The sequence below is a fragment of the Marinobacter sp. NP-4(2019) genome (assembly GCF_003994855.1).
Taxonomy (GTDB): Bacteria; Pseudomonadota; Gammaproteobacteria; order Pseudomonadales; family Oleiphilaceae; genus Marinobacter.
On the sequence record NZ_CP034142.1, the window covers coordinates 780,533 to 804,299 of the forward strand.

The following is a 23,767-nucleotide window of genomic DNA, read 5'->3' on the forward strand; positions in this document are numbered from 1 at the left end:
TGGCAGGCACGACTGATGTTTGCGGGCGGGCCGGATAAAACTGTCCGGGACTGTCAAAAACAGGGATGTTTTTGTCAAGCGTACATGGACGTATTCACAGCGTGTTCCGGACAGTTTTATCCGGCCTGCCCCGGCACCAAACGTTGAAAGAGTGGGTGAGAAATCATGGAATTCGAAAAACTGTTACGGCTGATGGTGGAAAAGGGCGGTTCGGACCTGTTTATTACCGCTGGCGTGCCACCAAGCATGAAAGTGAACGGCAAGGTTCTCCCGGTCACCAAGAACGCCCTGACGCCGGAACAGACCCGGGAGTTTGTCTACGGCTCCATGAATGACAAGCAGCGGGCCGAGTTCGAGGAAAGCCACGAGTGTAACTTTGCCATCAGCGCCCGCGGTATTGGCCGTTTCCGGGTGAGTGCGTTCTTCCAGCGTAACCTGTGTGGCATGGTGCTGCGGCGTATCGAAGTGAAGATCCCACAGATCGATGACCTGTCACTGCCGGAAGTGGTCAAGGACCTGGCGATGACCAAGCGCGGCCTGATCATGTTCGTAGGCGCCACCGGTACCGGTAAGTCCACCTCGCTGGCGGCCATGCTGGGGCACCGCAACCGCAACAGCCGTGGTCACATCATCTCGATAGAGGATCCCATCGAATTCGTCCACCAGCACCAGGGCTGCATCGTGACCCAGCGGGAAGTGGGGATTGATACCGAAAGCTTTGAAGTGGCCCTGAAGAACACGTTGCGTCAGGCGCCGGACGTTATCCTCATTGGTGAGGTGCGAACCCGTCAGACCATGGAGTACTCGGTGCAGTTTGCGGAAACCGGCCACCTGTGCCTGGCCACGCTGCACGCCAACAACGCCAACCAGGCACTGGATCGCATCATCCAGTTCTTCCCGCCGGAACAGCATAACCAGATCTGGATGGATCTCTCGCTTAATCTCAAGGCCATTGTGGCCCAGCAATTGGTTCCCACGCCGGATGGCCAGGGCCGTAAGGCGGTCATCGAGGTGCTGATCAATACTCCGCTGGTGGCGGACCTGATTCGTAAAGCTGAAGTGCACAAGCTCAAGGAACTGATGGCCAAGTCCAATGAATCAGGTATGCAAACCTTTGATCAGGCACTATACAAGCTTTATGCGGAAGGCTCGATTACCTACGAGGATGCGCTGGCCCACGCGGATTCCGCCAACGACCTGCGCCTGATGATCAAGCTGGGTACCGATGCCCAGGGCGCCGACCAGTTGTCCTCGTCCGTGGACAAGCTGTCGATTCAGGACGATTGATCAGCGGTTATCTAGTTAGACTTTAGTCTGAAATTATTAGCGTTTCGAACCAGTAGGGATGGCATTTGAGGCCATTGGCCCGCGCTGCGTATACTCCGCCGCAAAATTAAAGGAGGAAGTATGCGCCGTAACAAATCCACTCTTCGTTCTGCCATCCGCTTGGTCACCGTGGCCGCCGCTGCGGCCCCTACCAGTGTCATGGCCGGTGGTTTTGCCCTGAACGAGCAAAGCGCCAGCGCCATGGGTGTTGCCAATGCCGGCACTGCCGCCAACCCGGAGAATGCGACCACCGTACTGTTCAACCCGGCGGGCATGAGCCAACTGTCTGGTACCAATCTGTCCTTTGGTGCGGCGGTACTGGATATTGATGCGGAAGCGAAAGAGGGCGTGGAAGCAACCAACCAGTTGGGGCTCCCGGTACAGGGCTCGCGCGGTGGAGATATTGCGGATCCGGCGGTACTGCCCAACCTGTACATGACCCATGAGGTCAGTGATGCCATCGATGTTGGCTTTGGTATCCATGCGCCGTTTGGTCTTGCCGCCGATTATGATGACGATTTCGCCGGGCGCTACTTCGCCGATGAAACGGAATTGACCGCGATTTCTTTCAGTCCCTCCATTGCCGTCAACAACGGCAACGGCCTGTCCATGGGCGCTGGTATCAATATTATTTATGCCGAAGGCAAGTTGACGCGGTTTCTGGATAACTCGTTGGCCAGTGTTGCGGTGACGGCTCCGAGTGGCACTCCTGATCCCGGATTTTATGGTCAGGGCCATGCAGATATTGAAGGAGATGATGTCGGAGTCACTTTCCGTATGGGTTTCCTGTATGAATTGTCTGAGAGAACCCAGTTTGGCTTGTCTGCCCAGACAGGCACCGAACTGAACCTTGAGGGCGATGCGGATCTGACTGGCTATGTGAATCCGGCTGCGGGCGTGGTCTCTCCGACCAGTGTTTCCGAGAAGGTGAAAGTGCCGCTGGCGATTCCTGAGAGCATTATGGTAGGCGCACGCCATCAACTGACGGATACCGTGACGGTCCTGGCAGGCGCGACTTATGCCAAGTGGAGCCGTTTTGAGGAACTGGATATCGTCAGTCGTGAAACCGGAGGCGAGATAACTCAGGCGCCTCAGGAAGGTGCGGTTCTGAGCCATGTGACGGAAAAGTGGCAGAACACCTGGCAGTTCAACCTCGGCGGTATCTGGCAGGTGTCGCCGGAGTGGGCCCTCAAGGCAGGTTATGCCTTTGATGAGTCACCGGTTGATGAAGAGTTCGTGACAGCGAGGATTCCCTCCAATGACCGCCACTGGCTGACCCTTGGCGCTCAGTGGGCGGACCCGAGCAGTGGCTGGACCGTTGATGTAGCGGCCGGCACCCTGATCTTTGACGGTAATGGTCGGGTAGACGAGCGAAACTACCAGCATGAGAACCCGTCGCAGGTCGCCCAACTGCCCACGGGCACGGAAGATCCGAGTAACTACCGGGGCGAATACGAACTTGACGCTTGGAGTGCGGGTGTTCAGGTCAGCAAGTCTTTCTAAGCGGATTCTGCTAAAGGGTTGACCGGATCCGGTCAACCAACCACCTGGCCACGATAGATCACCTTGGTGCGTCGTGGCCGGGGTTCCTCCTCCTGGCGACTCTCCCCGTCACTGCTTGTGTCTTCCGGAATAACCTGCCCGCGGTAGGTTCGCTTTGCCCCCTCGGCACTGTCATCCCCCGGTTCGGGAAGGTCTAGCTGCGGCACCTGTTCTTTCAGGGTTTCCCAGGTGCGTATCAACTGGCTGGATCGGGTTTTGCGGGCGTAGTCGGCCAGTTGCTGTTCCAGATGCTCCTCCGTGAGGTGCAGTTTTACCCCGAATTCGGTGTGGATCAGTCGGCGACACTGGTGGACGAGTTTCAGCAGGCCCGGGTTCAGTAGCCAGCTTCGTTCAGATGCCAGAGATGTCATGGTAACGGCCTCGGAAAAGAGTTGTCACAACCTGGCTCCTTTGTAGATATCGGAGCCGACAGGAAAATAGCTTGCGAATTTCGTGCCGTACCGTGAAGGCCCGCAGTTACTGGAGAGGGAAAAAAGGTGTGTGCCGAAACGGGGCGTTTTGATGGAATCGCGCCCCAAAATGGTACCGGTGTCGATGGGGCAGGCCGGAGGGGTGTCCGGCCTGCCTGTTATCAGTGTGCCTCGTCCCAGTTGTTGCCAACGCCGGCTTCTACCAGTAGGGGAACGTTCAGGCTGGCGGCAGCGGACATCCGCTCTTCAAGGCCTTTACAGATCTTGTCCACCATGTCCTCTTTGACCTCCAGTATCAGCTCATCGTGTACCTGCATGATCATTCGCGCGTCGTCTGCGTGGTTATTGAGTAGCCAGTTTTCCACGTCGATCATCGCTCGCTTGATAATGTCGGCGGCGGTTCCCTGCATCGGAGCGTTGATGGCGGTACGTTCAGCGGCCTGCTGCATCTGCTTGTTGCGAGCGTTGATTTCAGGCAGGTACAGGCGGCGGCCGAACAGGGTTTCCACGTAACCGTCGTCGTGGGCCTGTTTGCGGATGCTGTCCATGTACTTCAGAACACCCGGGTAGCGCTCGAAATAGCGATCAATGTATTCCTGGGCGACGTTTCGGCCGACGTCCAGTTGCCGGCCCAGGCCAAAGGCGGACATACCGTAGATCAATCCAAAGTTGATGGCTTTGGCGCTGCGGCGCTGATCGCCGGTGACATCACCCAGTGAGACACCAAAGACTTCGGCGGCGGTGGCCTTATGGATGTCTTCGCCGTGTTCGAATGCGTTCAGAAGCCCCTTGTCACCGGACAGGTGGGCCATGATCCGCAGTTCAATCTGGGAATAATCCGCTGCTACCAGCTTGTAACCCCTGGGCGCGACAAAAGCCTGACGTATGCGGCGGCCCTGCTCGGTGCGGATGGGGATGTTCTGCAGGTTGGGTTCAGACGACGACAGCCGTCCGGTGGCGGCTACGGCTTGGTGATAGGAGGTATGGATGCGACCGGTACGGTGATTTATCAGCTCCGGTAGGGTGTCAGTGTAGGTCGACTTGAGCTTGCTCAGGCTGCGGTGTTCCAGGATTAGCCGGGGCAGGGCGTGCTCGTGGGCCAGTTCCTGCAGCACCGGTTCGGCCGTGGACGGGGCGCCTTTCGGTGTTTTCTTGATCACCGGCAGCCCCATTTTGTCGTAGAAGATAGCCTGTAGCTGCTTGGTGGAGCCCAGGTTGAAGCGTTCCCCCGCTTCTTCGTGAGCCTCTTTTTCCAGCTCCGCCATCCGCTCCGCCAGTTCCTGGCTGTGCTGTCGGAGGGTGCTGGCGCTGACCATGGCGCCGCGCTGTTCCATGCGGGAAAGTACCGGCACCAGGGGCAGGTCAATATCCTCGTACACGGACTGCAGTTTGCCGGTTTCGGCCAGTTTCGGGCGCAGCACCTGATGCAGTCTGAGGGTGATGTCAGCGTCTTCGGCGGCGTAGGGGCCTGCTTTTTCCAGGTCGATCTGGTTAAACGTCAGTTGCTTGGCACCTTTGCCGGCAATGGATTCAAAGGTGATGGTCTGTTCATCCAGGTACTGCCTGGCCAGGGTGTCCATGTCGTGCCGTGAAGCCACCGAGTTGAGGACATAAGATTCCAGCATGGTGTCTTCGGCAATGCCTTCCAGGGTAATGCCATGGTTCGCCAGCACGTTCTTGTCGTATTTCAGGTTCTGCCCCAGTTTTTTGGCGTCCGGGTCTTCCAGCAGGGGTTTCAGTTGCGACAGCACCTTTTCACGGTCCAGTTGTTCCGGCGCGCCCATGTAATCGTGGGCCACGGGCACATAGGCGGCTTCTCTGGGTTCTATAGCAAACGACACCCCGACTATCTCCGCGTCCATGTAACGCAGGCTGGTGGTTTCAGTGTCGAAGGCGAACAGAGGAGCCTTCTTCAGGCGGTCAATCCAGGTGTCCAGTTCCGCCTGTTCGGTGATGACGCTGTAGCGTTTCTCCAGCGTTTTGCTGTCTTCGCTGGTGGGTTGGGTCTGAGCGTCTTCGGCATTTTCCAGTTCGGCAATCCATGCGCGGAACTCATACTCCTTGAACAGCTCGAGCAGAGTGCTGTCGTCCTGGTCGCGCAGTTGCAGGTCTTCCAGCCCGAAGTCCAGATCCACATCGGTGCGAATAGTGGCCAGTTCCCGGCTCAGTGGCAGCGTGTCCACAGCCTCTCGCAGGTACTCGCCAATTTTGCCCTTGACCTTGTCCGCATTGGCGATGATCTGGTCCAGATTCTGATGTTCCTGTAGCCATTTCACGGCGGTTTTAGGGCCGCATTTATTGACTCCGGGGATGTTGTCCACCTTGTCGCCCACCAGGGCAAGATAATCGATGATCTGTTCCGGTTTGACGCCAAACTTCTCCACCACGCCGTCCCGGTCCATGCGGGTTTCGGTCATGGTGTTGATCAGGGTGACGTGGTCGCTGACCAGTTGCGCCATGTCCTTGTCGCCGGTGGAAATGACCACGTCGATGCCCTTGCTGGTGGCTTCATGGGCGAGGGTGCCGATCACATCGTCCGCTTCCACTTCCGGCACAATCAGAAGGGGCAGGCCCATGGCCTTCACAATCTGGTGAATCGGTTCAATCTGAGTGGCGAGGTCGTCCGGCATGGGGGGACGATTGGCCTTATAGTCTTCGTACATGTCATGACGAAAGGTTTTGCCCTTGGCATCAAAGACCACCACCATCTTCGAGCCTGGAAAGTCCTGCTCCAGCCGGCGCAGCATGCTGATAACGCCCTTGATGGCGCCGGTGGGCTGGTTCTTGCTGGTCGCCAGGGGCGGCAGGGCGTGGTATGCCCGGAACAGATAGGATGAGCCGTCTACAAGAACGACCGGTGGGGTCTGTTGCTGTGTCATATCAAGCAGGTCCGAATTCTGATTGAAGCAGGGGTTGCGTTGTGCAACTCTGTAGCCATGAATGGACGAAAGGGTATCACGAAAATGAAGCGAATCACCTGCCTGGGTGCTGTATTCGCAATGCTGTGCGCACCGGTTGTTGCGCAGCAAAGCGGTGGGCTTGATGAGGAGGTTGTTGAGACCCCGAAAGAGCCAGTTGTGGTGTCGGATTACCAGCCGTCCTCCGAGGGACCGCAGATTGTGATTCGGCCCGGCGAGGAGGAAGTGTTTTACGAATACCGGGTGAATGGTCAGTTGGTGGAGATCAAGGTGGTTCCGGAAGTGGGGCCGGAATATTACCTTGTGCCGGCCGATGGTGGTGGCTGGATTCGCGAAGATGAAACCGACATGCTGGTGCCCAGCTGGGTCATTTTTCGCTGGTAAGAGCCGATTATACCCGGATTGGTTTCTCGGCGGCTTTTAGTATGAACATTCTAATTTTTAGCCGTAGCCTGAGCGAGTGTCATAAGGATCCGTAACGAATCCGCAACCTCGACAATCTCAGGAGAGAATATTATGGGTAAACTCAAGTCATATCAGGAACAGCTTCAGGACATCGTAGAGAAGGGTATCAACGCCGCGGAAGAGCAGCAGAAGAAGCTCGCGTCCAAGCCGTTCGACTATGCTGAGAAACTGGAGTCTGAAGTTCGTGAATACAGCGTGAAGACTCTGCGTACCCGTTACGACGGCTACAGCGAAAGCCTGTTCGAGCAGCTGCGTAGCCTCAACAGCCGCTTCAACAGCTTTGCCGCTGACCTGGTTGCCAAGCTGGAAAAAGAAGCTGCCGAAGGTGCGGAAGCTGTGTCCGACGCTGCAGAGGAAGTTTCTGAAGCAGCCGAGACTGCCAAGAAGTCTGTTGAAGCCAAGAAGCCTGCGGCGCGTAAAACCACCGCACGCAAGAGCACTGCCAAGAAGAGCACTGCTTCTGCCTGATCGGTTTAGCGGTCAGGAGTACAAAGGGGCTGCCCCAATGGGGTGGCCTTTTTTATGTCCGGGGCAACCGGCCTGGTCCCGCATTATCGAGGGTCTTCCGGGAGCTCAAGGGGCAGTGTCCGCTCCTCATCCGTAATTTCTTCCAGGCGCCGGATGTCAGCTTCGAATTCGTCGCGAAGGGACTCGATCTCGGAATGCTGGGTGGCAATTTCCTGTTCAATGTCACGGATCTGTGCTTCCAGGCGCCGAATCTTTTCCAGTGTAGACTCAGGTACCTCACGCCCGGCGCGTTCCATGTTGGCGGCGCGGTTTTCTTCGCTGTCGAGCTGGTTGACGATCACCGAAATATTGCCCCGTTTCAGCTGGTTGAGACTCTCCAGCTCACGGATCTTCCGGTGCATGGCCCTGACCGCCTCGTCGGGGTGGCTGTAGCGTTTTAGCAGTGCCTGGTCATGCTCCAGTTGTAACCGCTCGGCTTCCTGGCGTCGCTCTTCGGCCTCCCGGGCGGCAATTTCCTCGGGGGTGGGAGCGGGATCGACGGTGTCGATAACGCGGCCCTTGGAGTTGAGAATGTCGTACCCACGTCTGGAAGCTTCCTGAGGGATGGTATTGCTAATGACCATTTGACCGTTTTCATCCGTATAACGGTACATTCTCGCTTCTGCTACAGCCACCGTAAGAAGCAGGGCGAAAACGATGAGCGAAAACCTGGTCAGATGCTTCATGGGTATTCAGACTCCGTAACGACTCCGATATTGTGCAACGTTACTGGCGTGTTCGGCAAAGTCGGGCCGGGTGCTCAGGTAATCGAGAATCTGGTCCAGTTGAATGATGCTGGCTACTGGCAAGCCATAATCCTGTTCCACCTCCTGAATGGCGGACAGCTCGCCGGTGCCGCGTTCCTGCCGGTCGAGGGCAATCAGCACGCCGGCGGGCTCGGCGCCAGCCGCACGGATCAGGTCAATGGATTCGCGGATGGCGGTGCCGGCGGTAATGACGTCATCGACAATCAGCACCTTGCCCTCAAGTGGGGCGCCGACGATGTTGCCGCCCTCTCCGTGATCCTTCTTTTCCTTGCGGTTGAAGGCGAACGGTTTGTTCTGGCCTTCAGAGGCCAGTGCCATGGCCGTTACAGTGGCCAACGGTATGCCCTTATAGGCAGGACCGAAAATGATGTCATAATCCAGGCCGCTGCGCTGCAGGGCTGCGGCATAGGCCTTGCTTAGTTCGAGCAGGTCCTCACCGGTGTTAAACAGGCCGGCATTGAAGAAGTACGGGCTGGTACGGCCGGACTTGAGCTGAAACTCGCCAAAACGCAGAACGTTACGGCGAATGGCAAATTCAATGAAATGTTGCTGATAGTCGTGCATGACAAGGCTTCTGGCGGGTGTGGATCTTTAATTAAAGCGTAAAACCGGTATCATACACACAAACCGAATCAGGGAACACGTATGCGGGTAGTATCAATCAGCGTCAATGGCCTGGCCCAGGCTGTTGAAAAAGGTTTCTTCGAGTGGCTGGCCGAGCAGGACGCTGACGTGGTGTGCGTTCAGGATCACCGCATGCGGGCCTATGAGGTCGAGGACTTCAACCTGATACCGGAAGGTTATGAGGCCTACTTCATTGATGGCGAGAACAACGAGGATGGCGGCGTTGGCATCTACACCCGTCATTTCCCGAAGGCCATCATGTACGGATTCGCCAATGAACAGGCAGACCGTGAAGGGCGCTTTATTCAGGCCGATTTCGACAAGGTGTCGGTGGCCTGTGTCCTTGCTCCCTGTGCTCTGGGCCGGGAAGATGAGCTGATTGGTGACGATGACCTGACCGTGCTGGACCACAAGGACGACTTCATGGACGCCTTTGGTCTGCATATGCAGAAGACGTTGCGTAAGCGTCGCCAGTTCATTTTCTGCGCCAACCTGCAGACGGCCCACCACGTGACGGACGCGAGCCCTCTTTATCACAAGCTGGATGTGTCCGGTTTCATGCCCCACGAGCGGGCGTGGCTGGACCGCCTGTTTGATGAGATGGGCTGTATCGATGCGTTCCGCGAGATCAACAAGCAGAGCAATCAGTACACCTGGTGGCCGGAGCAGATCGAAGGCTCGCGCAAAAATGCGGGTATCCGGGTGGACTACCAGTTGATGACGCCGGGTATTCGCAAGACCATTCAGGATGGCTGGATAGACACCGGCACCCGCTTTTCCGATCACGCACCGGTGATCATGGACTACGATATCGAAATCGGTTTTTGAGTCTGGGGGGAAGCGTCGGCGTTGGGCCTTCTGCCCAGACACGCTGCAAGTACATCCCTGTACGCTTGTTTCCGGCCATCCATGGCCTCCAACAGTCTGGGCAGAAGGCCCAACGCCGACGCCCAGACCTTGGGGGGCGTAGGTCGGATTAGGCGAAAACCGTAATCCGACACCCACGAGTCCCGGAAATTACCCCTCCAGAGCCGCCTTCTGAATCTCGAACAGCTGATCGATGCCCTGCTTCGCCAGCACCAGCATGCTGTCCAGCTCTTCCTGAACAAACGGCGCACCTTCCGCGGTTCCCTGAATCTCGATAAAGCCACCCTGATCGGTCATGATGACGTTCATGTCGGTTTCGGCTTCGGAATCTTCCGGGTAGTCGAGGTCGACCACCGGTGTGCCTTTGTAAACGCCAACGGAGAGGGCCGCTACCATCTGCTTCAGCGGTGATTCCTTCAGACGCTTCTCGGCAACCAGGTAGTTCAGTGCATCGACCAGGGCCACACAGCCGCCGGTGATGGCAGCGGTGCGGGTGCCGCCGTCGGCCTGGATGACGTCGCAGTCAACGGTGATGGTGTGCTCGCCCAGGGCGCTGAGGTCGACTGCCGCGCGCAGGGAGCGGCCGATCAGGCGCTGGATTTCGACGGTGCGACCGCCCTGTTTGCCGCGGGCGGCTTCGCGGCCCATGCGGCTGCCGGTGGAGCGGGGCAGCATGCCGTATTCGGCGGTGATCCAGCCCTTGCCTTCGCCGCGCAGGAACGGCGGCACCTTGTTTTCGACAGACGCGGTGCAGATCACCTTGGTGTCGCCGAACTCGATCAGTACGGAGCCTTCGGCGTGACGGGTGTAGTTGCGGGTGATTCGGATGTCTCTCGGTTGTTCCGGAGTTCTTCCGCTTGGTCGCATAGTGTTTCCTGATATTGGTAGTGGATGTCCGGGCGTGATGCCCGGTTGTTAGGGATATGGAAGACTGCGGAGTATAACACGGGGAATTCCCGGTCTCTGCTGTGGAAGGTCACGGTTTCGGCCGGGTTCGCCGTTTTGCGCGGTGGCCTGCTAAACTTGGACGATTGCATTTGATGACAAGCGGAGCCGCCATGATAAGAAGTATGACTGCCTTTGCCCGACAGGATGCCCAGGGAGAGTGGGGAACACTGACGTGTGAGATTCGTACAGTGAACCATCGATACCTGGAGCCTTCCTTTCGGTTGCCTGAGGCGCTCCGCGAGCTGGAGAACGCGTTCCGTGAACAATTACGCCAGCAGCTCAAGCGTGGAAAGGTGGATGTGTCCATGCGCCTGCAAACGGCGGAGAGCGCGGGCCAGGGGTTTGAGGTCTGTGAGGAGATGGCTCATGCGGTGAATGAGGCTGCCAATCACATCAATCGGATGCTGGATAACCCTGCGCACATTAATGCGCTGGATATCCTGCGTTGGCCGGGGGTGTTGTCGGTCAAAGAGCTGGACTATGGTCCGGCGAGGGAAGCCGCCGGCGAGTTGTTTGAGCGAACGGTTGCAGAGCTGGTGACGGTTCGTGAACGTGAAGGTGAGCGTTTGCGGCCGTTGTTCGAGGATCGTCTGAAGACCATGGGCGAATTCGTCAGCGAGGTGCGAAGCCTGATGCCGGAGCTGCTGAAGTCGCAGGAGAGAAATCTGAAGGAGCGTTTCGAGAAGGCGAGGGTGGAGCTGGATCCGGAGCGCATCGCCCAGGAAATGGTGATGCTGGCCCAGAAAAGCGATGTGGCAGAGGAGTTGGACCGCCTGGAGGCGCATGTCACTGAGGTGTCGGAAACCCTGCAGTCGGATGATGCCATCGGTCGTCGCCTGGATTTTCTGATGCAGGAACTGAATCGCGAAGCCAATACCCTGAGCAGCAAAAGCATCGACGCACGGGTGACCCGCGTGGCGGTGGATCTCAAGGTGCTGATCGAGCAAATGCGGGAACAGGTGCAGAACCTGGAGTAAGGAATTCCCGCATCGTGTATAATTTCGCCCCTTGTTAATCACAGCGGCAGGTTGTGGCTGCTGGGATGTCGCGGAATTCAGTCAGGATCCGGAGTGTTGTGCACCATGAGTCAGGTAGTTGAGCAAGGTACCCTTTATGTGATTTCGGCCCCTTCCGGAGCCGGGAAAACCAGCCTTGTGGCGGAAATGCTGCGCAATGATGAAAAACTTGGGGTTTCGATTTCCCACACCACCCGCCCGATGCGTGAGGGTGAGCAGAACGGAGTGAACTACCATTTCGTCAGCCGTGACGAGTTTGAAGCGATGATTGGTCGTGGCGATTTTCTCGAACATGCCGATGTGTTCGGTAACTATTACGGCACTTCCCAGGTCTGGGTGCGTGAAACGCTGGCGCAGGGCCGGGACGTGATTCTGGAAATCGACTGGCAGGGCGCCGAACAGGTGCGGAGGCTTATTCCGGAGTGCGTTGGCATTTTCATTGTGCCGCCATCCCCGGATGTACTGCGCGAACGATTGACCGGGCGCGGTACGGACGCGCCGGAGGTGGTTGAGCGCAGGTTGCAGGAGGCCGCTGAAGAATGCAGCCACGCCGTCGAATTCGATTACCTGGTGGTGAACGACGATTTTGACGTTGCCCTTCAGGATCTGCTGGCGATTGTCCGTGGCCAGCGCCTGCGGATGGCGGCCCAGCAGGTTCGCCATCGGGACCTGCTGGCGCGGTTGTCGGCCAGGGACTGACGGCACGTTTCCACTGTATACAAATTGAGCCGGCCGCAGTAAACTATGCGGTCTGCTGAAATGCTAATTTTTTTACTTTGTCGGGGAAGTTATGGCACGAGTTACCGTTGAAGATTGTCTGGAAAACGTTGATAACCGTTTTCAGCTGGTTATGCTGGCTACCAAGCGCGCCCGCCAGATTGCCACCAAGGGCTTTGAGCCGATGGTAGCGGAAGAGAATGACAAGCCTACCGTCATTGCCCTGCGCGAAATTGCCGAAGGCAAGGTGACTCGCAGTCTTCTGACGGAAGAAGATCCCGAGTAAGTCTCGGGGCCGGGAGAAATTCCTGGCAACCCGCCTTAAGCATTGAAATCTGTCCCTGCAGTTTTATAGTGTATCTATAAGGCATGACTGGCAGGACAGTGGAAGGACCCGGATGCTTGCATTCGGGTTTTTTTGTCCCTGATTTTTGATCTGTAAGTGGAGGCGCGGTGTCGGCAGAGGCAACGGTTGAAGGGCTGGCGAAAGAGCTCAGCTCCTATCTGGATACTAATCGCATCAATCAGGTGCGACGGGCCTACTATTATGCCGAACAAGCCCACGAAGGCCAGATGCGCCGCAGTGGCGACCGTTACATCACTCATCCTCTTGCGGTTGCCCATATTCTTGCCGACCTGAAGCTGGATCATCAGAGCCTGATGGCGGCCATGCTTCACGACGTCATAGAAGACACCGGTATCCCCAAGGACGCCCTGTCGGACCAGTTTGGCGAGGATGTGGCTGAGCTGGTGGACGGGGTTAGCAAACTGACCCAGATCGAATTCCGTTCCCGTGCCGAGGCTCAGGCCGAAAACTTCCAGAAGATGACGCTGGCCATGGCCCGGGATATCCGCGTCATTCTGGTGAAGCTGGCGGACCGCCTGCACAACATGCGCACCCTCGGTCCCATGCCTTATGAAAAGCGCCTGCGCATTGCCACCGAAACCCTCGATATCTATGCCCCTATTGCCAATCGCCTGGGTATGCACTCAATCTGCACCGAGTTGGAGGACCTGGGGTTCTCATCCTTGTATCCGATGCGTTCGCGGTACATTTCCAAGGCGGTGGAAAAACTCAGGGGCAGCCACCGGGAAATCATTGACGAAATTCGTGGCAAACTGCAGGAAAAGCTGGAAGAGCGAGGGTTGCCGGGCCGCATCCTGGGGCGTGAGAAACACCTGAACAGCATCTACAACAAGATGAAGTTCAAGCAGAAGTCGTTCCACGAGATCATGGACGTATACGCCTTCCGCATCATTACGGATACTGAGGACGACTGCTACCGCATTCTCGGTGCCGTTCACAGCCTGTACAAGCCACTGCCGGGACGCTTCAAGGATTACATCGCGATGCCCAAGGCCAATGGCTACCAGTCCCTGCATACCACGCTGTTCGGCATGCATGTGAATATCGAGATCCAGATCCGTACCGAGGAAATGGAGCACATTGCCAACAATGGCATCGCCGCCCATTGGATGTACAAGAACGAACCCACCAGCGTGACCAGTGTGAATCAGTCCAGGGTTGATCGCTGGGTGCAGGGCCTGATGGAAATGCGGGAGCGGGCGGACGACTCCCTGGAATTCATTGAGCACGTCAAGGTTGATCTGTTCCCGGATGAAATCTATGTGTTCACGCCCAAGGGCAAGATCATGGAGTTGCCCAGCGGCGCGACACCGGTGGATTTCGCATACGCCATCCACACTGATATTGGTAACGCCACGGTCGCTTGTCGTATAAACCGCAACCTGGGCTCACTGAGCCAGCCGTTGCAGAGTGGTCAGACCGTGGAAATCATTACTGCCCCCGGGGCACGCCCGAACCCGGCATGGTTGAGTTTTGTGGTCACTGGTAAGGCCCGCAGCAGCATCCGCCACGTGCTGAAGCACCAGAAACGGGCGGAGTCCCTGGAGCTTGGCAAGGCACTGTTGAAGAAATCCCTCAAGGGTTTTGGTACCAGTCTGTCCAAAATCAGTGACAGTCAGATCGACGCGGTGGTCAAGCATAATCAGGTCAATAGCATGGATGACCTGGTTAGTGAAATTGGCCTGGGCAATCGTATGGCCTACCTGGTGGCCCGGCAGCTGGTCAGTGGCGAGGCGGAGACCGCCGATACCGGAGCTGAAACCCAGTCCCGGGGTAGCCCGGTGACGATTCGCGGTACCGAGGGCCTGCTGGTTCGTTTTGCCAGCTGCTGCAAGCCGATTCCCGGAGATCCGGTGGTCGGGATTATGGACTCGGGCAAGGGCATGATGATTCATTCTGACACCTGCTCCCGTTTGCCCGAGGACGACGAGGGCCGGGCGCAACTGACCCATCTGAAATGGGCCAAGGATATTACTGACGAGTTTTCCGTTGAGTTGCGGGTGGAGCTGGAGCGCCAGCGTGGTGTGATTGCCGAGGTGGCCAATGCTGTCGCCATGGCTGACGGCAACATCGAGCGAATCAACGTGGAAGAACAGAATGCACGACTGGGCGTTGTCAGTCTGGTGGTGCATGTCAACGGGCGTCGCCACCTGGCGAGAGTCATGCGGCGGATTCGTAATATTCGCGCCGTGACCCATATCAATCGGGTCCGTCACTGACCCGGAATGCCGACCAACGGCTGGTTGACAGGGTGCGCTTCGAAGGGCGACGATTGGCGTTTTGGAAGAGAGGAACCCCAAGGTCATGACCAATAAATCAGTTATCCAGACCGAGAATGCACCCCAGGCAATCGGTACCTATTCCCAGGCGGTAAAGGCCGGCGATACTGTGTACCTGTCGGGCCAGATTCCTCTGGTTCCGGAAACCATGGAAGTGGTTGCCGGTGATTTCGCCGCCAAGACCCGTCAGGTGTTCGAGAACCTGAAAGCGGTCTGCGAAGCCAGTGGCGGTGAGCTGAAAGACATCGTCAAACTCAACATTTACATGACGGACCTGGCCAACTTCGCCACGGTCAACGAAATCATGGCGACATACTTTCAGGAGCCATACCCGGCTCGTGCTGCTGTCGGTGTTGCGGCGCTTCCAAAGGGCGTGCCCATCGAGATGGAAGCGGTGATGGTTCTGAGCTGATGGCCTGCAGCCATCGGCGTTAAGAAGGCGGCCACTTCCTGGCCGCTTTTTTTATGGGCGCTCGACAATCATTTCCCGATAGCCTGCCCGGAAATCCGGGTAGAGAAAGTGGTAACCGCTGTCCAGCAACCGCTGGTTACTGCATCGCTTGCTGCCGGCCCGGCCGCCTGTTCGGGCATCGGCTTTCGGAGTGGCGCACGGCAGTTGCGCCTGCACCCAATAGACCACCTCATCCAGCCTGACCGGTTCACAATCACTGGCGATATAGCAGTCATCGATGGTTTCTCCAGCGAGTGACTTGCGGAGCAGGTGTGCGACGACCGATGCGGCGTCGGCTTCGTGAATGCGGTTACTGAACGGGCCGGGACTGACCGGATCCATGTTGCCGGCAACCACGGCGTCCAGGAAGCGTCGGCGCGAGGGGCCGTAGATCCCGCTGAAACGAACGATGGTGGTGGGCAAACCGCTGTTCAAGGCCGTCTGTTCACCCGCCAGAATGGCCTGACCGCTAAAGCGCGACGGTTCTGTCGGGCTCGATTCATTAACCCAGCTATCATCATCCTGAGCGTAGACACTGGTGCTGCTGATAAAGATCAGGCGCTGGAGTGTCTGCCCTGCCAGTGAACCCAGAAGGTTGTTCAGGCCGTTCACATAGGCATCCTGATAGCCCTGCTCATCATAGCTGGAGGGCGTCAGGCAATAGATCACGGCATCAAGCCGGTCGGGTATAACGGCATGAAGCTGGTCCGTCTGCATCAGATCGGCGCCCAGCGGATGTATGCCGGCGGGTATCCGCTCCGGGGTGCGCCTGAGTCCGAACACCTCGGCCTGGTCGGCCAGTAACGAGGCGATGTTGCCGCCCAGTTTGCCGCAGCCGGCGACAAGAATTCGTGGCAGTTTATTGCTTTCAGTGATTGCCATAGACAATTTCAATCCTTATGCTTTGGCGTATCAACCAAGGGACATTCAAACATACAGAACTCTGACCGGAGCTCACCATGACTCTCACCGAGTTACGATACGTTGTTACCCTGGCACGGGAAAGACATTTTGGCCGCGCCGCTGAGCGTTGCCATGTCAGCCAGCCCACCCTCAGCGTGGCGGTGAAAAAGCTGGAAGACGAGCTCGGCATTCCCCTGTTTGAACGCAGCAAGAGCAGCATCCGTGTGACCGAAACCGGCCTGCGCATTATCGAACAGGCCCAACGGGTTCTGGATCAGGTCGGTGTCATCAAGGACATGGCCCAGGATGGCAAGAACCAGCTGAACTCTCCGCTGAAAGTCGGCGCCATTTATACCATTGGCCCCTACCTGTTTCCCCACCTTTTGCCTGAATTGCGGCGTGCCGCGCCGGATATGCCGTTGTTCATCGAAGAGAACTACACTGCCAGCCTGCGCCAGAAACTCCGGCACTCCGAGCTGGACGCCATCATTATTGCGCTGCCGTTTGAAGAGCCGGAAGTCGTCACCCTGCCACTTTATGACGAGCCTTTTGTGGTTCTGCTGCCGGCAGGTCACCCGCTGGCGGAGAAAGAAAGCCTGACGGCGGAAGAGCTGGCAAAGGAACAGCTGCTGTTGCTTGGCCCGGGCCATTGTTTCCGGGACCAGGTGCTGGAGTCCTGCCCGCCATTGGTGGAGGCGGTTACCCGACATGCCGGTGCGACATCCCCGGCATTGGTCACGGAAGGCAGTTCCCTTGAGACCATTCGCCACATGGTGGCTTCCGGGCTCGGTATTACCGTGCTGCCGCTTTCCGCGGCGACCGCGATGCAGTATCACGAGGATATCCTGGCGGTTCGACCGTTCGCCCCCCCGGTGCCGTTCCGTACGGTGGCACTGGCGTGGAGGGTGACGTTCCCGCGCCCGAAAGCCATTGATGTGTTGTCGCTGGCGGCGAGCCAGTGTCGCGTCATTGAAAAGGCCAAATCCGACACCCCGGCCATTGCTGCCAGCGCCTGAGGCCGGCCATGACCGCACTGGATGATATTCCGGTTACCACACTCAAGGGCGTAGGAAGCGCGCTGGCAGATCGGCTGGCCAAACTGGGTATACATTCCCTGCAGGACCTGCTGTTTCATCTGCCCCACAGGTATGAAGACCGGACACGGGTGATCCCCATGGGGAGTCTGCGTATTGGCGATGTCGGTGTGGTGGAAGGCGAGGTGATGAAAACCGATCTGGTCATGGGCCGGCGCCGCAGCCTGCAGGTCACCCTGAAAGACCATAGCGGCTTTCTGGTCATGCGATTTTTTCATTTCAATGCGGCCCAGAAAAACCAGCTGACTGAGGGCACCCGGGTACGCTGCTTTGGCGAGGTTCGCCCTGGCCGGGCCGGCTACGAGTTTTACCACCCCGAGTATCAGATCAATCCGCCCCCGATGCCTGCGGAAGGTGAGGCCACCCTGACCCCCGTCTACCCCCTCACCGAAGGTATCCAGCAGCCGCGGGTTCGTTCCCTGTGTCAGCAGGCCTTGTCCTACCTGAAGCGCTATCCGATTCGTGACTGGCTACCCACAGCCCTGCTGTCGGATTATCAGCTGCCAGGTATCACTGAAGCCGTGGAGCTGGTGCATTCACCGCCCGCCAGCGCACCGGTTAACCTGTTGATGGAAGGCAAGCACCCGGCCCAACAACGGCTGGTGATGGAAGAGTTGCTGGCCCACCAGCTCAGCCTGTTGCAGGTCAGGGAGCAGATCCAGGCGCGGGAAGCCTTGCCGCTGTTACCCACCGGCGACCTGGTGGAGCGCTTTCTGGATGCCTTGCCCTTTCGTCTGACCGTCGCCCAGCAGTACGTTGTAAGTGAGATACGTCAGGATCTCAGCCAGCCGTTGCCGATGTTGCGCCTGGTCCAGGGGGATGTTGGCTCGGGCAAAACCGTGGTGGCCGCATTGGCGGCGCTGCAAACCATTGGCGCGGGGGCCCAGGTCGCGTTAATGGCACCTACCGAAATTCTCGCGGAACAGCACTATCACAACTTCCGCGAATGGCTGGAGCCTTTAGGTATCCGTCTGGCGTGGCTGTCCGGCAAGGTCAAGGGCAAGGCCCGCCGGGAGGCGCTGGAGCAGGTCAGCAGCGGTGAGGCAACGGTGGCCATTGGTACCCACGCGCTGTTCCAGGACGATGTGGTGTTCAACCGTCTGGCTCTGGTGATCGTCGATGAGCAACACCGCTTTGGTGTCCATCAGCGCCTGGCGTTGCGGGAGAAAGGGGTGGGTGGCTCCCTGGCCCCCCATCAACTGATCATGACGGCGACGCCAATTCCCAGAACCCTGGCGATGAGCGCCTATGCCGACCTGGATACCTCGATGATCGATGAACTACCGCCCGGGAGAAAACCCATTGAAACCATCGCCATTCCGGATAGCCGCCGGGATGATGTGATAGAGCGGGTACGCAAGGCCTGCCGGGAAGGGCGCCAGGCCTATTGGGTCTGTACACTGGTTGAAGAGTCCGAGGCGCTCCAGTGTCAGGCCGCGGAAGTGACCGCCCGGGAACTGTCGGAGCGCCTGCCGGATCTGCATGTCGGGCTGGTCCACGGGCGCCTGAAAGCGACAGAAAAGGCCGATGTCATGACCCGGTTCAAGCATGGCGAGCTGGACCTGTTGGTGGCAACGACCGTCATCGAGGTCGGGGTGGATGTGCCCAACGCCTCGCTGATTATCATTGAAAACCCGGAACGGCTGGGGCTTGCACAGCTACATCAGCTTCGTGGTCGGGTGGGGCGGGGCGAGCAGGCCAGTTTCTGCGTATTGATGTATCACCCGCCCCTGTCCCTGAATGGGAAAGCCAGGTTGCACGCATTGAGGGACAGCCAGGACGGTTTTGTGATCGCAGAGAAGGATCTGGAAATTCGTGGGCCGGGTGAAGTGCTGGGGACGCGTCAAACCGGCATGATGCAGTTTCGATTGGCTGATTTCGAGCGCGACAAGGGCTGGATTGAGCCAATCCGGGAAATGGCCCCGGGGTTGATGAAGCAGCCCGAAGTAGTCGGTGGCCTGATTCGTCGTTGGCTGGGTGAGAGAATTCGTTACGGCGACGTCTAAAGTCATGGTGCCACAAGGTGGCACGCCAGAAATTGGGGAATAACCATGGAATTACCGGTTTCGGTCCGGGAAGCCCTGGGGGACAACGCAGGGGGAGTGGCCCTGCGGGCGATCGCTCAGGCAGACAGTGACCAGTTGCTGAGAATGGTGTTGCTCAGTGACGATCAGGGGAATGTGCAGGCCATTTGCCGGCATGAGGACCTTCTGGATATCAACTCGCTCAACCGGCAACTTGGGCGGGATTTGCGGGTGATGAAACGTCGTGAGCAGCTGAGGGTCAGAGAGCGTGCGGGGTTGGCCGAGTTGCCAGCGTTGCCGTCGCTGACCGGGTGGCCAACCGTCGTGGACAATCGAGTGGACAGCCTCGAGTCCATCGCCATTGTTTTTGGGTCGCAAGACCTGGCCATGGTGATGCCGAATGAGGATTTTCGTGCGATAACCGCCCAAGCTGACAGGGCGGATTTTGCTGTGGCTCCGGAAAGTATCCGGGTCAACCTGGATCACCCGGAGAAGGACCGGGATCAGCTTCATTCTGCTATCAAGAAATTCACCGGACTGAGAATCCAGCAGCGCCTGGAAGACACGCTCGAATTGCCGCCACTTCCCGAAACCGCCCAACGTATTATTCGCCTGCGTGTGAACCCCAATGCGGAGATGGGGGATCTGGTCGATATTGTCGAAAGCGATCCCAGTCTGGCGGCACAAATCGTGAGCTGGGCTTCGTCCTCATTCTACGCCGCGGCAGGGCAGGTCCGATCGGTGCATGACGCCGTCTCGCGCGTGCTGGGATTCGATCTGGTGATGAATCTGTCAATGGGGCTGGCCCTTGGCCGGGCTCTTGGCAAGCCCAAGGATCATCCGGAAGGTTTCGTGGATTACTGGCAGCAGGCCATCTGGCAGGCTCAGGCCGCGAGTCTGCTGAGTGCCATGATGCCCCGTGGGGAGCGCCCCGTATCCGGTCTGGCGTATCTGGCCGGGCTGCTACACAATTTTGGTTATCTGGTCCTGGCCCAGGTTTTTCCACCCCACTTCAAACTGGTGTGCCGCTCACTGGAGGTGAATGCCACCATGGACCCGGCGGTGACCGAACATTATTTGCTGGGGATAACCCGAGAGCAGATAGCTGCCGAGTTAATGCAGAACTGGGGAATGCCTGATGAGGTAGTCCGGGCGATTCGTTACCAGAAAAAGCCGGACTACGAAGGGGCTCATAGTGTATACGCCAGATTGCTTTGGCTGGGGCGTCAGTTGCTCACAAAGCGTGGTGTGGTGCTGGGGGGAAGTGAGGAAGTGCCACGGTCCTTTTACCAATCACTGGGACTTGAGCAGACCGCTGTGGAAGAACAGTTCGACAAGCTGGTTGGTAACAAAGCCAGTGTCATGGCCATGGCAGGCATGATGACAGCTTGATTTTACTATAAAAAAGCCGGCCTAAAGGCCGGCAAGCTCACCCGCTTGTTGCAGAGTCGTCCAAACTTATCAGGAGAAAACAACGTAAGGTGTCCGCAGAGATTGGTTAGGACTACCTTGTCTTTCAATTTAGACGATGAGGTTGAAATTAAAAGTCAACCTTGGTATCAAATTGTGAGAAAGCTGACTGTTACGTTTTTGAAACATTGGAATGTGTTGATTTCCAAAGTTAAATAGCTTGGGTTTTCTGACGCCTCAGTTACAAAATGTTACAAATTAAGTGCGGCGATGGTTGGGGCGGGTGTCAGAAAGTGTGATGCCGCAGGGCGGTTGCCGCACGGCGGATAGCATCCGCGTGTTTTTCTTCTATGGCAAGACGTTCTTTGTCCATCTTTTCGATGAAGCGGGTGTCGGTAGCCTGACGTGCCCTGTGTGTCGGCATATGCTGGATCTGGTCGTAGACTTCCTGGAAGACCCGAAATGGCGACTGTTCAAGCAGTTCTGGTGCTACATGATCCAGCAGCCCTTTCAGCCGCAGACAGGCCTCCGAGTATTCGACCTGGTCTTCTTCAACCGCCAGGGCAATCACCTGAATGCTTTCCACCATGGATTGCCGGCGCTCCGACTGGAACGCCCGGTTCTTGTCTGCCCGTTTGCGGTTTGTCTTCAGTAACCTGGCCTGGCGCACAATAAACGCTGACAGCACGGCAATGGCGATCAGTCCAGCAATAATCAGTGTCCACTGGAGCCACAGGGGCATAAATTCATCCTCGTTTTATTACGCGCGTTTACGCTGGCGTTCCGCTCGCCAGACCTTCACTTTGACCTTCTGGCCGTTGAGGACCGATGTACCCACCAAAGGGTCTACCTGCTGGTCACTCAGCACGTCGTTGATGCTGGCCCCGGCGTGGGCCGATGCCACCGACTGACTGGTGCCGGGACGATGGTGGCCCCAGCCATGGGGAACGGACACGACACCGGGCATAATATCTTCGGTAATCTCAACGGGTAGCACGATGTTACCGGATACATCGCCTGAGTCCGAGGTGATTTCCGCTGAATCGCCTGGCTGAAGTCCGCAACGCGCTGCATCCCTGGGGTTGATGATCAGGGTGCAGCGATCCTTGCCCTTGACCAGTCTTTCGCTGTTATGCATCCAGGAATTGTTGCTGCGAACATGGCGGCGACCAATCATCAGAAGACCATCCGTGACAGGGCTCGCCAACAGGTCGTGAAGCCGGGCCAGATCCTGCAGGTAGCGTCTGGGTGCGAGGTTCACCTTACCGTCGCGGGTGAACAATCGCTCCGGCATACAGGGTCTGAGAGGGCCCAGGTCGACGCCGTTAGGGTTGTCTCGCAAGGTCGTCAGGGACAGCCCTTTGGGAAGATCCTGCCAATGACGGTTGAGGGGGCTGAGCCTGGCGATGCCCTGAAGTGGATGGCGGCTGGGCAGGATGTCCATGACCAGATCAATAGCCGGCTGGACCAGCCCTCGTGCAGGTCCGATGTCAGCGCCGTAGGGCCCGGAGCGCAGCAGCAGGTCCAGGATGGGATCTGGTCCGACCTGTTTGAAAGCACGCCAGCCCAGTTCTGCGCGCAGGGGCAGGCGGCCACCCTTGCGTTTTTTTTCCAGGCGGTGTGCCAACTCCAGCAGGATCTGCCAGTCGTGGCGGGAATCCTCACCGGCCTCGAACAGGGCCTCACTGTATTTGGCGTAGTTGCGCACCGCAAACATGCTGAAAATCAGGTCATAATGGCTGCGTTCAAGGGCCGCTGTGGGGGGCAGGATGATGTCCGCGTGGCGGGTGGTCTCATTCAGGTAGTAATCCACTGATACCATGAAGTCGAGCCCTTCCAGAGCCTTCTCCAGTCGGCCGCCATTGGGGTTGGACAGCACCGGGTTGCCGGCAACGGTGACAAATGCCCTGATCTGGCCTTCCCCCGGCGTCAGCATTTCATCCGCCATGGTGCTGGCGGGGTATTCTCCTGCGAACTCGGGCAGTTTTTTCACCCGACTGAAACGGTTGCCGAAATGTCCCTGTTGGCCGGACATACCGCCCAAAGCGATCAGGTCAATAGCGGGCTGGGTGAACATGACTCCACCGGTGGCGTCGAGCTTGCCAGTCAAAATGTTCAGACAGTAGGCCAGCCAGGTTGCTACGCCTCCAAAGGCCTGGGTGCTGGTGCCCATACGGGTATACAGTGCGGCTTTCTGCGTCGAGGCCAGTTGCCGTGCCAGTTGGCGAATGGCTTCGGCATCAAGTCCGGTGTGTGGGGCGACAGCCTCCGGGGTAAAACCCAGAGACGCCAGGCGCAGCAGGTCGACATCCTTTGTCCAGCTCTCCGCATGGCCAAGGTTGACCAGACTTTCATCGAACAGGGTGTGTACCATCGCCATCAGCAACAGTGCGTCGGTGCCGGGACGAATGAAATGGAATTCGTCGGCCAGTTTGCCGGTTTCCGTGCGCCGGGGATCCACCACGATCATCTTGCCGCCGCGGTTTTTCAGGGCTTTCAGTCGCCCGCGGACGTCCGGAACTGTCATCAGGCTGCCATTGGAGGCCATGGGGTTGGCGCCGATGCAGATGAACAAGTCAGTACGGTCGATATCGGGAATCGGAAACAGGATCTGGTGCCCGAACATTTCCAGGCTGGCCAGCATGTGGGGCAGTTGATCGTTGGAGGTGGCGGAGAATCTATTCTGGCTGCCTATGGCCCGCAAAAAAGGCATGGTGGCGACCAGTGACCCGTGGTTATGGACGTTCGGGTTTCCCAGGTACACCCCGATGCTGTTGCGGCCCTGTTCCTTGCGCACCCGGTGCAGGCGGTCGGCCACCAGATCGAAGGCTTCATCCCAATCCATTTCCTGCCAGCCATTGGCTGTTTTACGGATCGGCTTTTTCAGGCGCTCGGGGTCTTCGTGAAGATCCTGCAGGGCGACGGCCTTGGGGCAGATGTGGCCATGGCTTAACGGGTCGTCCTGATCACCTTTGATGGAGGTAATGTGTCCATCCTTGACCTCTATGGCGACGCCACACATGGCTTCACACAGGTGGCAGGTACGGTAGTGGGTGCCGTTTTCCATGGGTTCTCTCTCTCTGTTCGTGGTCTTATTATTGAATTGGGTGC

21 protein-coding genes are annotated in these 23,767 nt (G+C 57.8%); 13 read left to right on the forward strand and 8 right to left on the reverse strand.

What is annotated here, in order from left to right; translation table 11 throughout:
* The first annotated feature begins 165 nt into the window (after window positions 1-165).
* Together EHN06_RS03495 and EHN06_RS03500 are read left to right on the forward strand one after the other, a co-directional pair.
* On the forward strand, window positions 166-1,287 hold the full coding sequence (locus EHN06_RS03495) for a PilT/PilU family type 4a pilus ATPase (protein WP_127330244.1): 1,122 nt from the start codon (window positions 166-168) through the stop codon (window positions 1,285-1,287).
* A 120-nt stretch (window positions 1,288-1,407) separates the two neighbouring features.
* Window positions 1,408-2,829, forward strand: a complete 1,422-nt coding sequence (locus EHN06_RS03500) for an OmpP1/FadL family transporter (RefSeq protein ID WP_127330246.1) — start codon at window positions 1,408-1,410, stop codon at window positions 2,827-2,829.
* 32 nt (window positions 2,830-2,861) lie between these two features.
* Here the strand turns inward: EHN06_RS03500 and EHN06_RS03505 are convergent, their stop codons facing one another.
* Both EHN06_RS03505 and polA read right to left on the reverse strand, forming a co-directional pair.
* A complete protein-coding gene (locus EHN06_RS03505; protein ID WP_127330248.1) occupies window positions 2,862-3,239 on the reverse strand; it encodes a hypothetical protein in 378 nt (125 codons plus the stop codon).
* A gap of 221 nt (window positions 3,240-3,460) precedes the next feature.
* Complete coding sequence (polA, locus tag EHN06_RS03510) at window positions 3,461-6,178, reverse strand: DNA polymerase I (RefSeq protein ID WP_127330250.1); 2,718 nt, start codon at window positions 6,176-6,178, stop codon at window positions 3,461-3,463.
* A gap of 84 nt (window positions 6,179-6,262) precedes the next feature.
* Here polA and EHN06_RS03515 point away from each other — a divergent pair, with 84 nt between their 5' ends.
* Window positions 6,263-6,601: a DUF2782 domain-containing protein gene (locus tag EHN06_RS03515; RefSeq protein WP_127330252.1), complete on the forward strand. Its 339-nt coding sequence runs from the start codon at window positions 6,263-6,265 to the stop codon at window positions 6,599-6,601.
* Between the two features lie 132 nt (window positions 6,602-6,733).
* Window positions 6,734-7,150, forward strand: coding sequence for a hypothetical protein (locus tag EHN06_RS03520; RefSeq protein WP_127330254.1), 417 nt, complete (start codon window positions 6,734-6,736; stop codon window positions 7,148-7,150).
* 83 nt (window positions 7,151-7,233) lie between these two features.
* On the opposite strand, the gene EHN06_RS03525 is transcribed toward EHN06_RS03520, so the two are convergent.
* Both EHN06_RS03525 and pyrE read right to left on the reverse strand, forming a co-directional pair.
* Window positions 7,234-7,875, reverse strand: a complete 642-nt coding sequence (locus tag EHN06_RS03525; protein WP_127330256.1) for a DUF4124 domain-containing protein — start codon at window positions 7,873-7,875, stop codon at window positions 7,234-7,236.
* A gap of 6 nt (window positions 7,876-7,881) precedes the next feature.
* Window positions 7,882-8,520: an orotate phosphoribosyltransferase gene (gene pyrE / locus EHN06_RS03530; protein WP_127330258.1), complete on the reverse strand. Its 639-nt coding sequence runs from the start codon at window positions 8,518-8,520 to the stop codon at window positions 7,882-7,884.
* 81 nt (window positions 8,521-8,601) lie between these two features.
* On the opposite strand from pyrE, the gene EHN06_RS03535 reads away from it, so the two are divergent.
* Complete coding sequence (locus tag EHN06_RS03535; RefSeq protein WP_127330260.1) at window positions 8,602-9,408, forward strand: exodeoxyribonuclease III; 807 nt, start codon at window positions 8,602-8,604, stop codon at window positions 9,406-9,408.
* Window positions 9,409-9,597: 189 nt separating this feature from the next.
* Here EHN06_RS03535 and rph read toward each other — a convergent pair whose 3' ends face one another.
* Window positions 9,598-10,314: a ribonuclease PH gene (gene rph, locus EHN06_RS03540; RefSeq protein ID WP_127330262.1), complete on the reverse strand. Its 717-nt coding sequence runs from the start codon at window positions 10,312-10,314 to the stop codon at window positions 9,598-9,600.
* 191 nt (window positions 10,315-10,505) lie between these two features.
* Here rph and EHN06_RS03545 point away from each other — a divergent pair, with 191 nt between their 5' ends.
* The 5 genes from EHN06_RS03545 (at window position 10,506) to EHN06_RS03565 (ending at window position 15,186) form a co-directional block, all read left to right on the forward strand.
* Window positions 10,506-11,372: a YicC/YloC family endoribonuclease gene (locus EHN06_RS03545; RefSeq protein ID WP_127330264.1), complete on the forward strand. Its 867-nt coding sequence runs from the start codon at window positions 10,506-10,508 to the stop codon at window positions 11,370-11,372.
* Between the two features lie 105 nt (window positions 11,373-11,477).
* The gene (gmk, locus tag EHN06_RS03550; protein ID WP_127330266.1) at window positions 11,478-12,110 is read left to right on the forward strand and encodes a guanylate kinase; all 633 of its coding nucleotides are present in this window, start codon (window positions 11,478-11,480) and stop codon (window positions 12,108-12,110) included.
* 91 nt (window positions 12,111-12,201) lie between these two features.
* Window positions 12,202-12,414: a DNA-directed RNA polymerase subunit omega gene (gene rpoZ, locus EHN06_RS03555; RefSeq protein WP_127330268.1), complete on the forward strand. Its 213-nt coding sequence runs from the start codon at window positions 12,202-12,204 to the stop codon at window positions 12,412-12,414.
* A 167-nt stretch (window positions 12,415-12,581) separates the two neighbouring features.
* Window positions 12,582-14,714 (forward strand): RelA/SpoT family protein, encoded by a 2,133-nt coding sequence (locus EHN06_RS03560; RefSeq protein ID WP_127330270.1) that lies wholly within the window; start codon window positions 12,582-12,584, stop codon window positions 14,712-14,714.
* An 85-nt stretch (window positions 14,715-14,799) separates the two neighbouring features.
* Window positions 14,800-15,186 carry a RidA family protein gene (locus EHN06_RS03565; protein WP_127330272.1) on the forward strand — a complete coding sequence of 129 codons (387 nt, stop codon included), beginning with the start codon at window positions 14,800-14,802 and terminating at the stop codon, window positions 15,184-15,186.
* A gap of 51 nt (window positions 15,187-15,237) precedes the next feature.
* Here EHN06_RS03565 and EHN06_RS03570 read toward each other — a convergent pair whose 3' ends face one another.
* Window positions 15,238-16,107 carry an NAD-dependent epimerase/dehydratase family protein gene (locus EHN06_RS03570; RefSeq protein WP_127330274.1) on the reverse strand — a complete coding sequence of 290 codons (870 nt, stop codon included), beginning with the start codon at window positions 16,105-16,107 and terminating at the stop codon, window positions 15,238-15,240.
* A gap of 77 nt (window positions 16,108-16,184) precedes the next feature.
* Here EHN06_RS03570 and EHN06_RS03575 point away from each other — a divergent pair, with 77 nt between their 5' ends.
* The 3 genes from EHN06_RS03575 to EHN06_RS03585 are packed head-to-tail and all read left to right on the forward strand — an operon-like array spanning window position 16,185 to window position 20,638.
* On the forward strand, window positions 16,185-17,144 hold the full coding sequence (locus EHN06_RS03575; RefSeq protein ID WP_127330276.1) for a hydrogen peroxide-inducible genes activator: 960 nt from the start codon (window positions 16,185-16,187) through the stop codon (window positions 17,142-17,144).
* Window positions 17,145-17,152: 8 nt separating this feature from the next.
* A complete protein-coding gene (gene recG, locus EHN06_RS03580; protein ID WP_127330278.1) occupies window positions 17,153-19,228 on the forward strand; it encodes an ATP-dependent DNA helicase RecG in 2,076 nt (691 codons plus the stop codon).
* Between the two features lie 45 nt (window positions 19,229-19,273).
* Window positions 19,274-20,638 (forward strand): HDOD domain-containing protein, encoded by a 1,365-nt coding sequence (locus tag EHN06_RS03585; protein WP_127330280.1) that lies wholly within the window; start codon window positions 19,274-19,276, stop codon window positions 20,636-20,638.
* Between the two features lie 304 nt (window positions 20,639-20,942).
* On the opposite strand, the gene EHN06_RS03590 is transcribed toward EHN06_RS03585, so the two are convergent.
* Window positions 20,943-21,398: a DUF2489 domain-containing protein gene (locus tag EHN06_RS03590; protein ID WP_127330282.1), complete on the reverse strand. Its 456-nt coding sequence runs from the start codon at window positions 21,396-21,398 to the stop codon at window positions 20,943-20,945.
* 18 nt (window positions 21,399-21,416) lie between these two features.
* Window positions 21,417-23,723: a molybdopterin-dependent oxidoreductase gene (locus tag EHN06_RS03595; protein WP_127330284.1), complete on the reverse strand. Its 2,307-nt coding sequence runs from the start codon at window positions 23,721-23,723 to the stop codon at window positions 21,417-21,419.
* Window positions 23,724-23,767 lie beyond the last annotated feature (44 nt).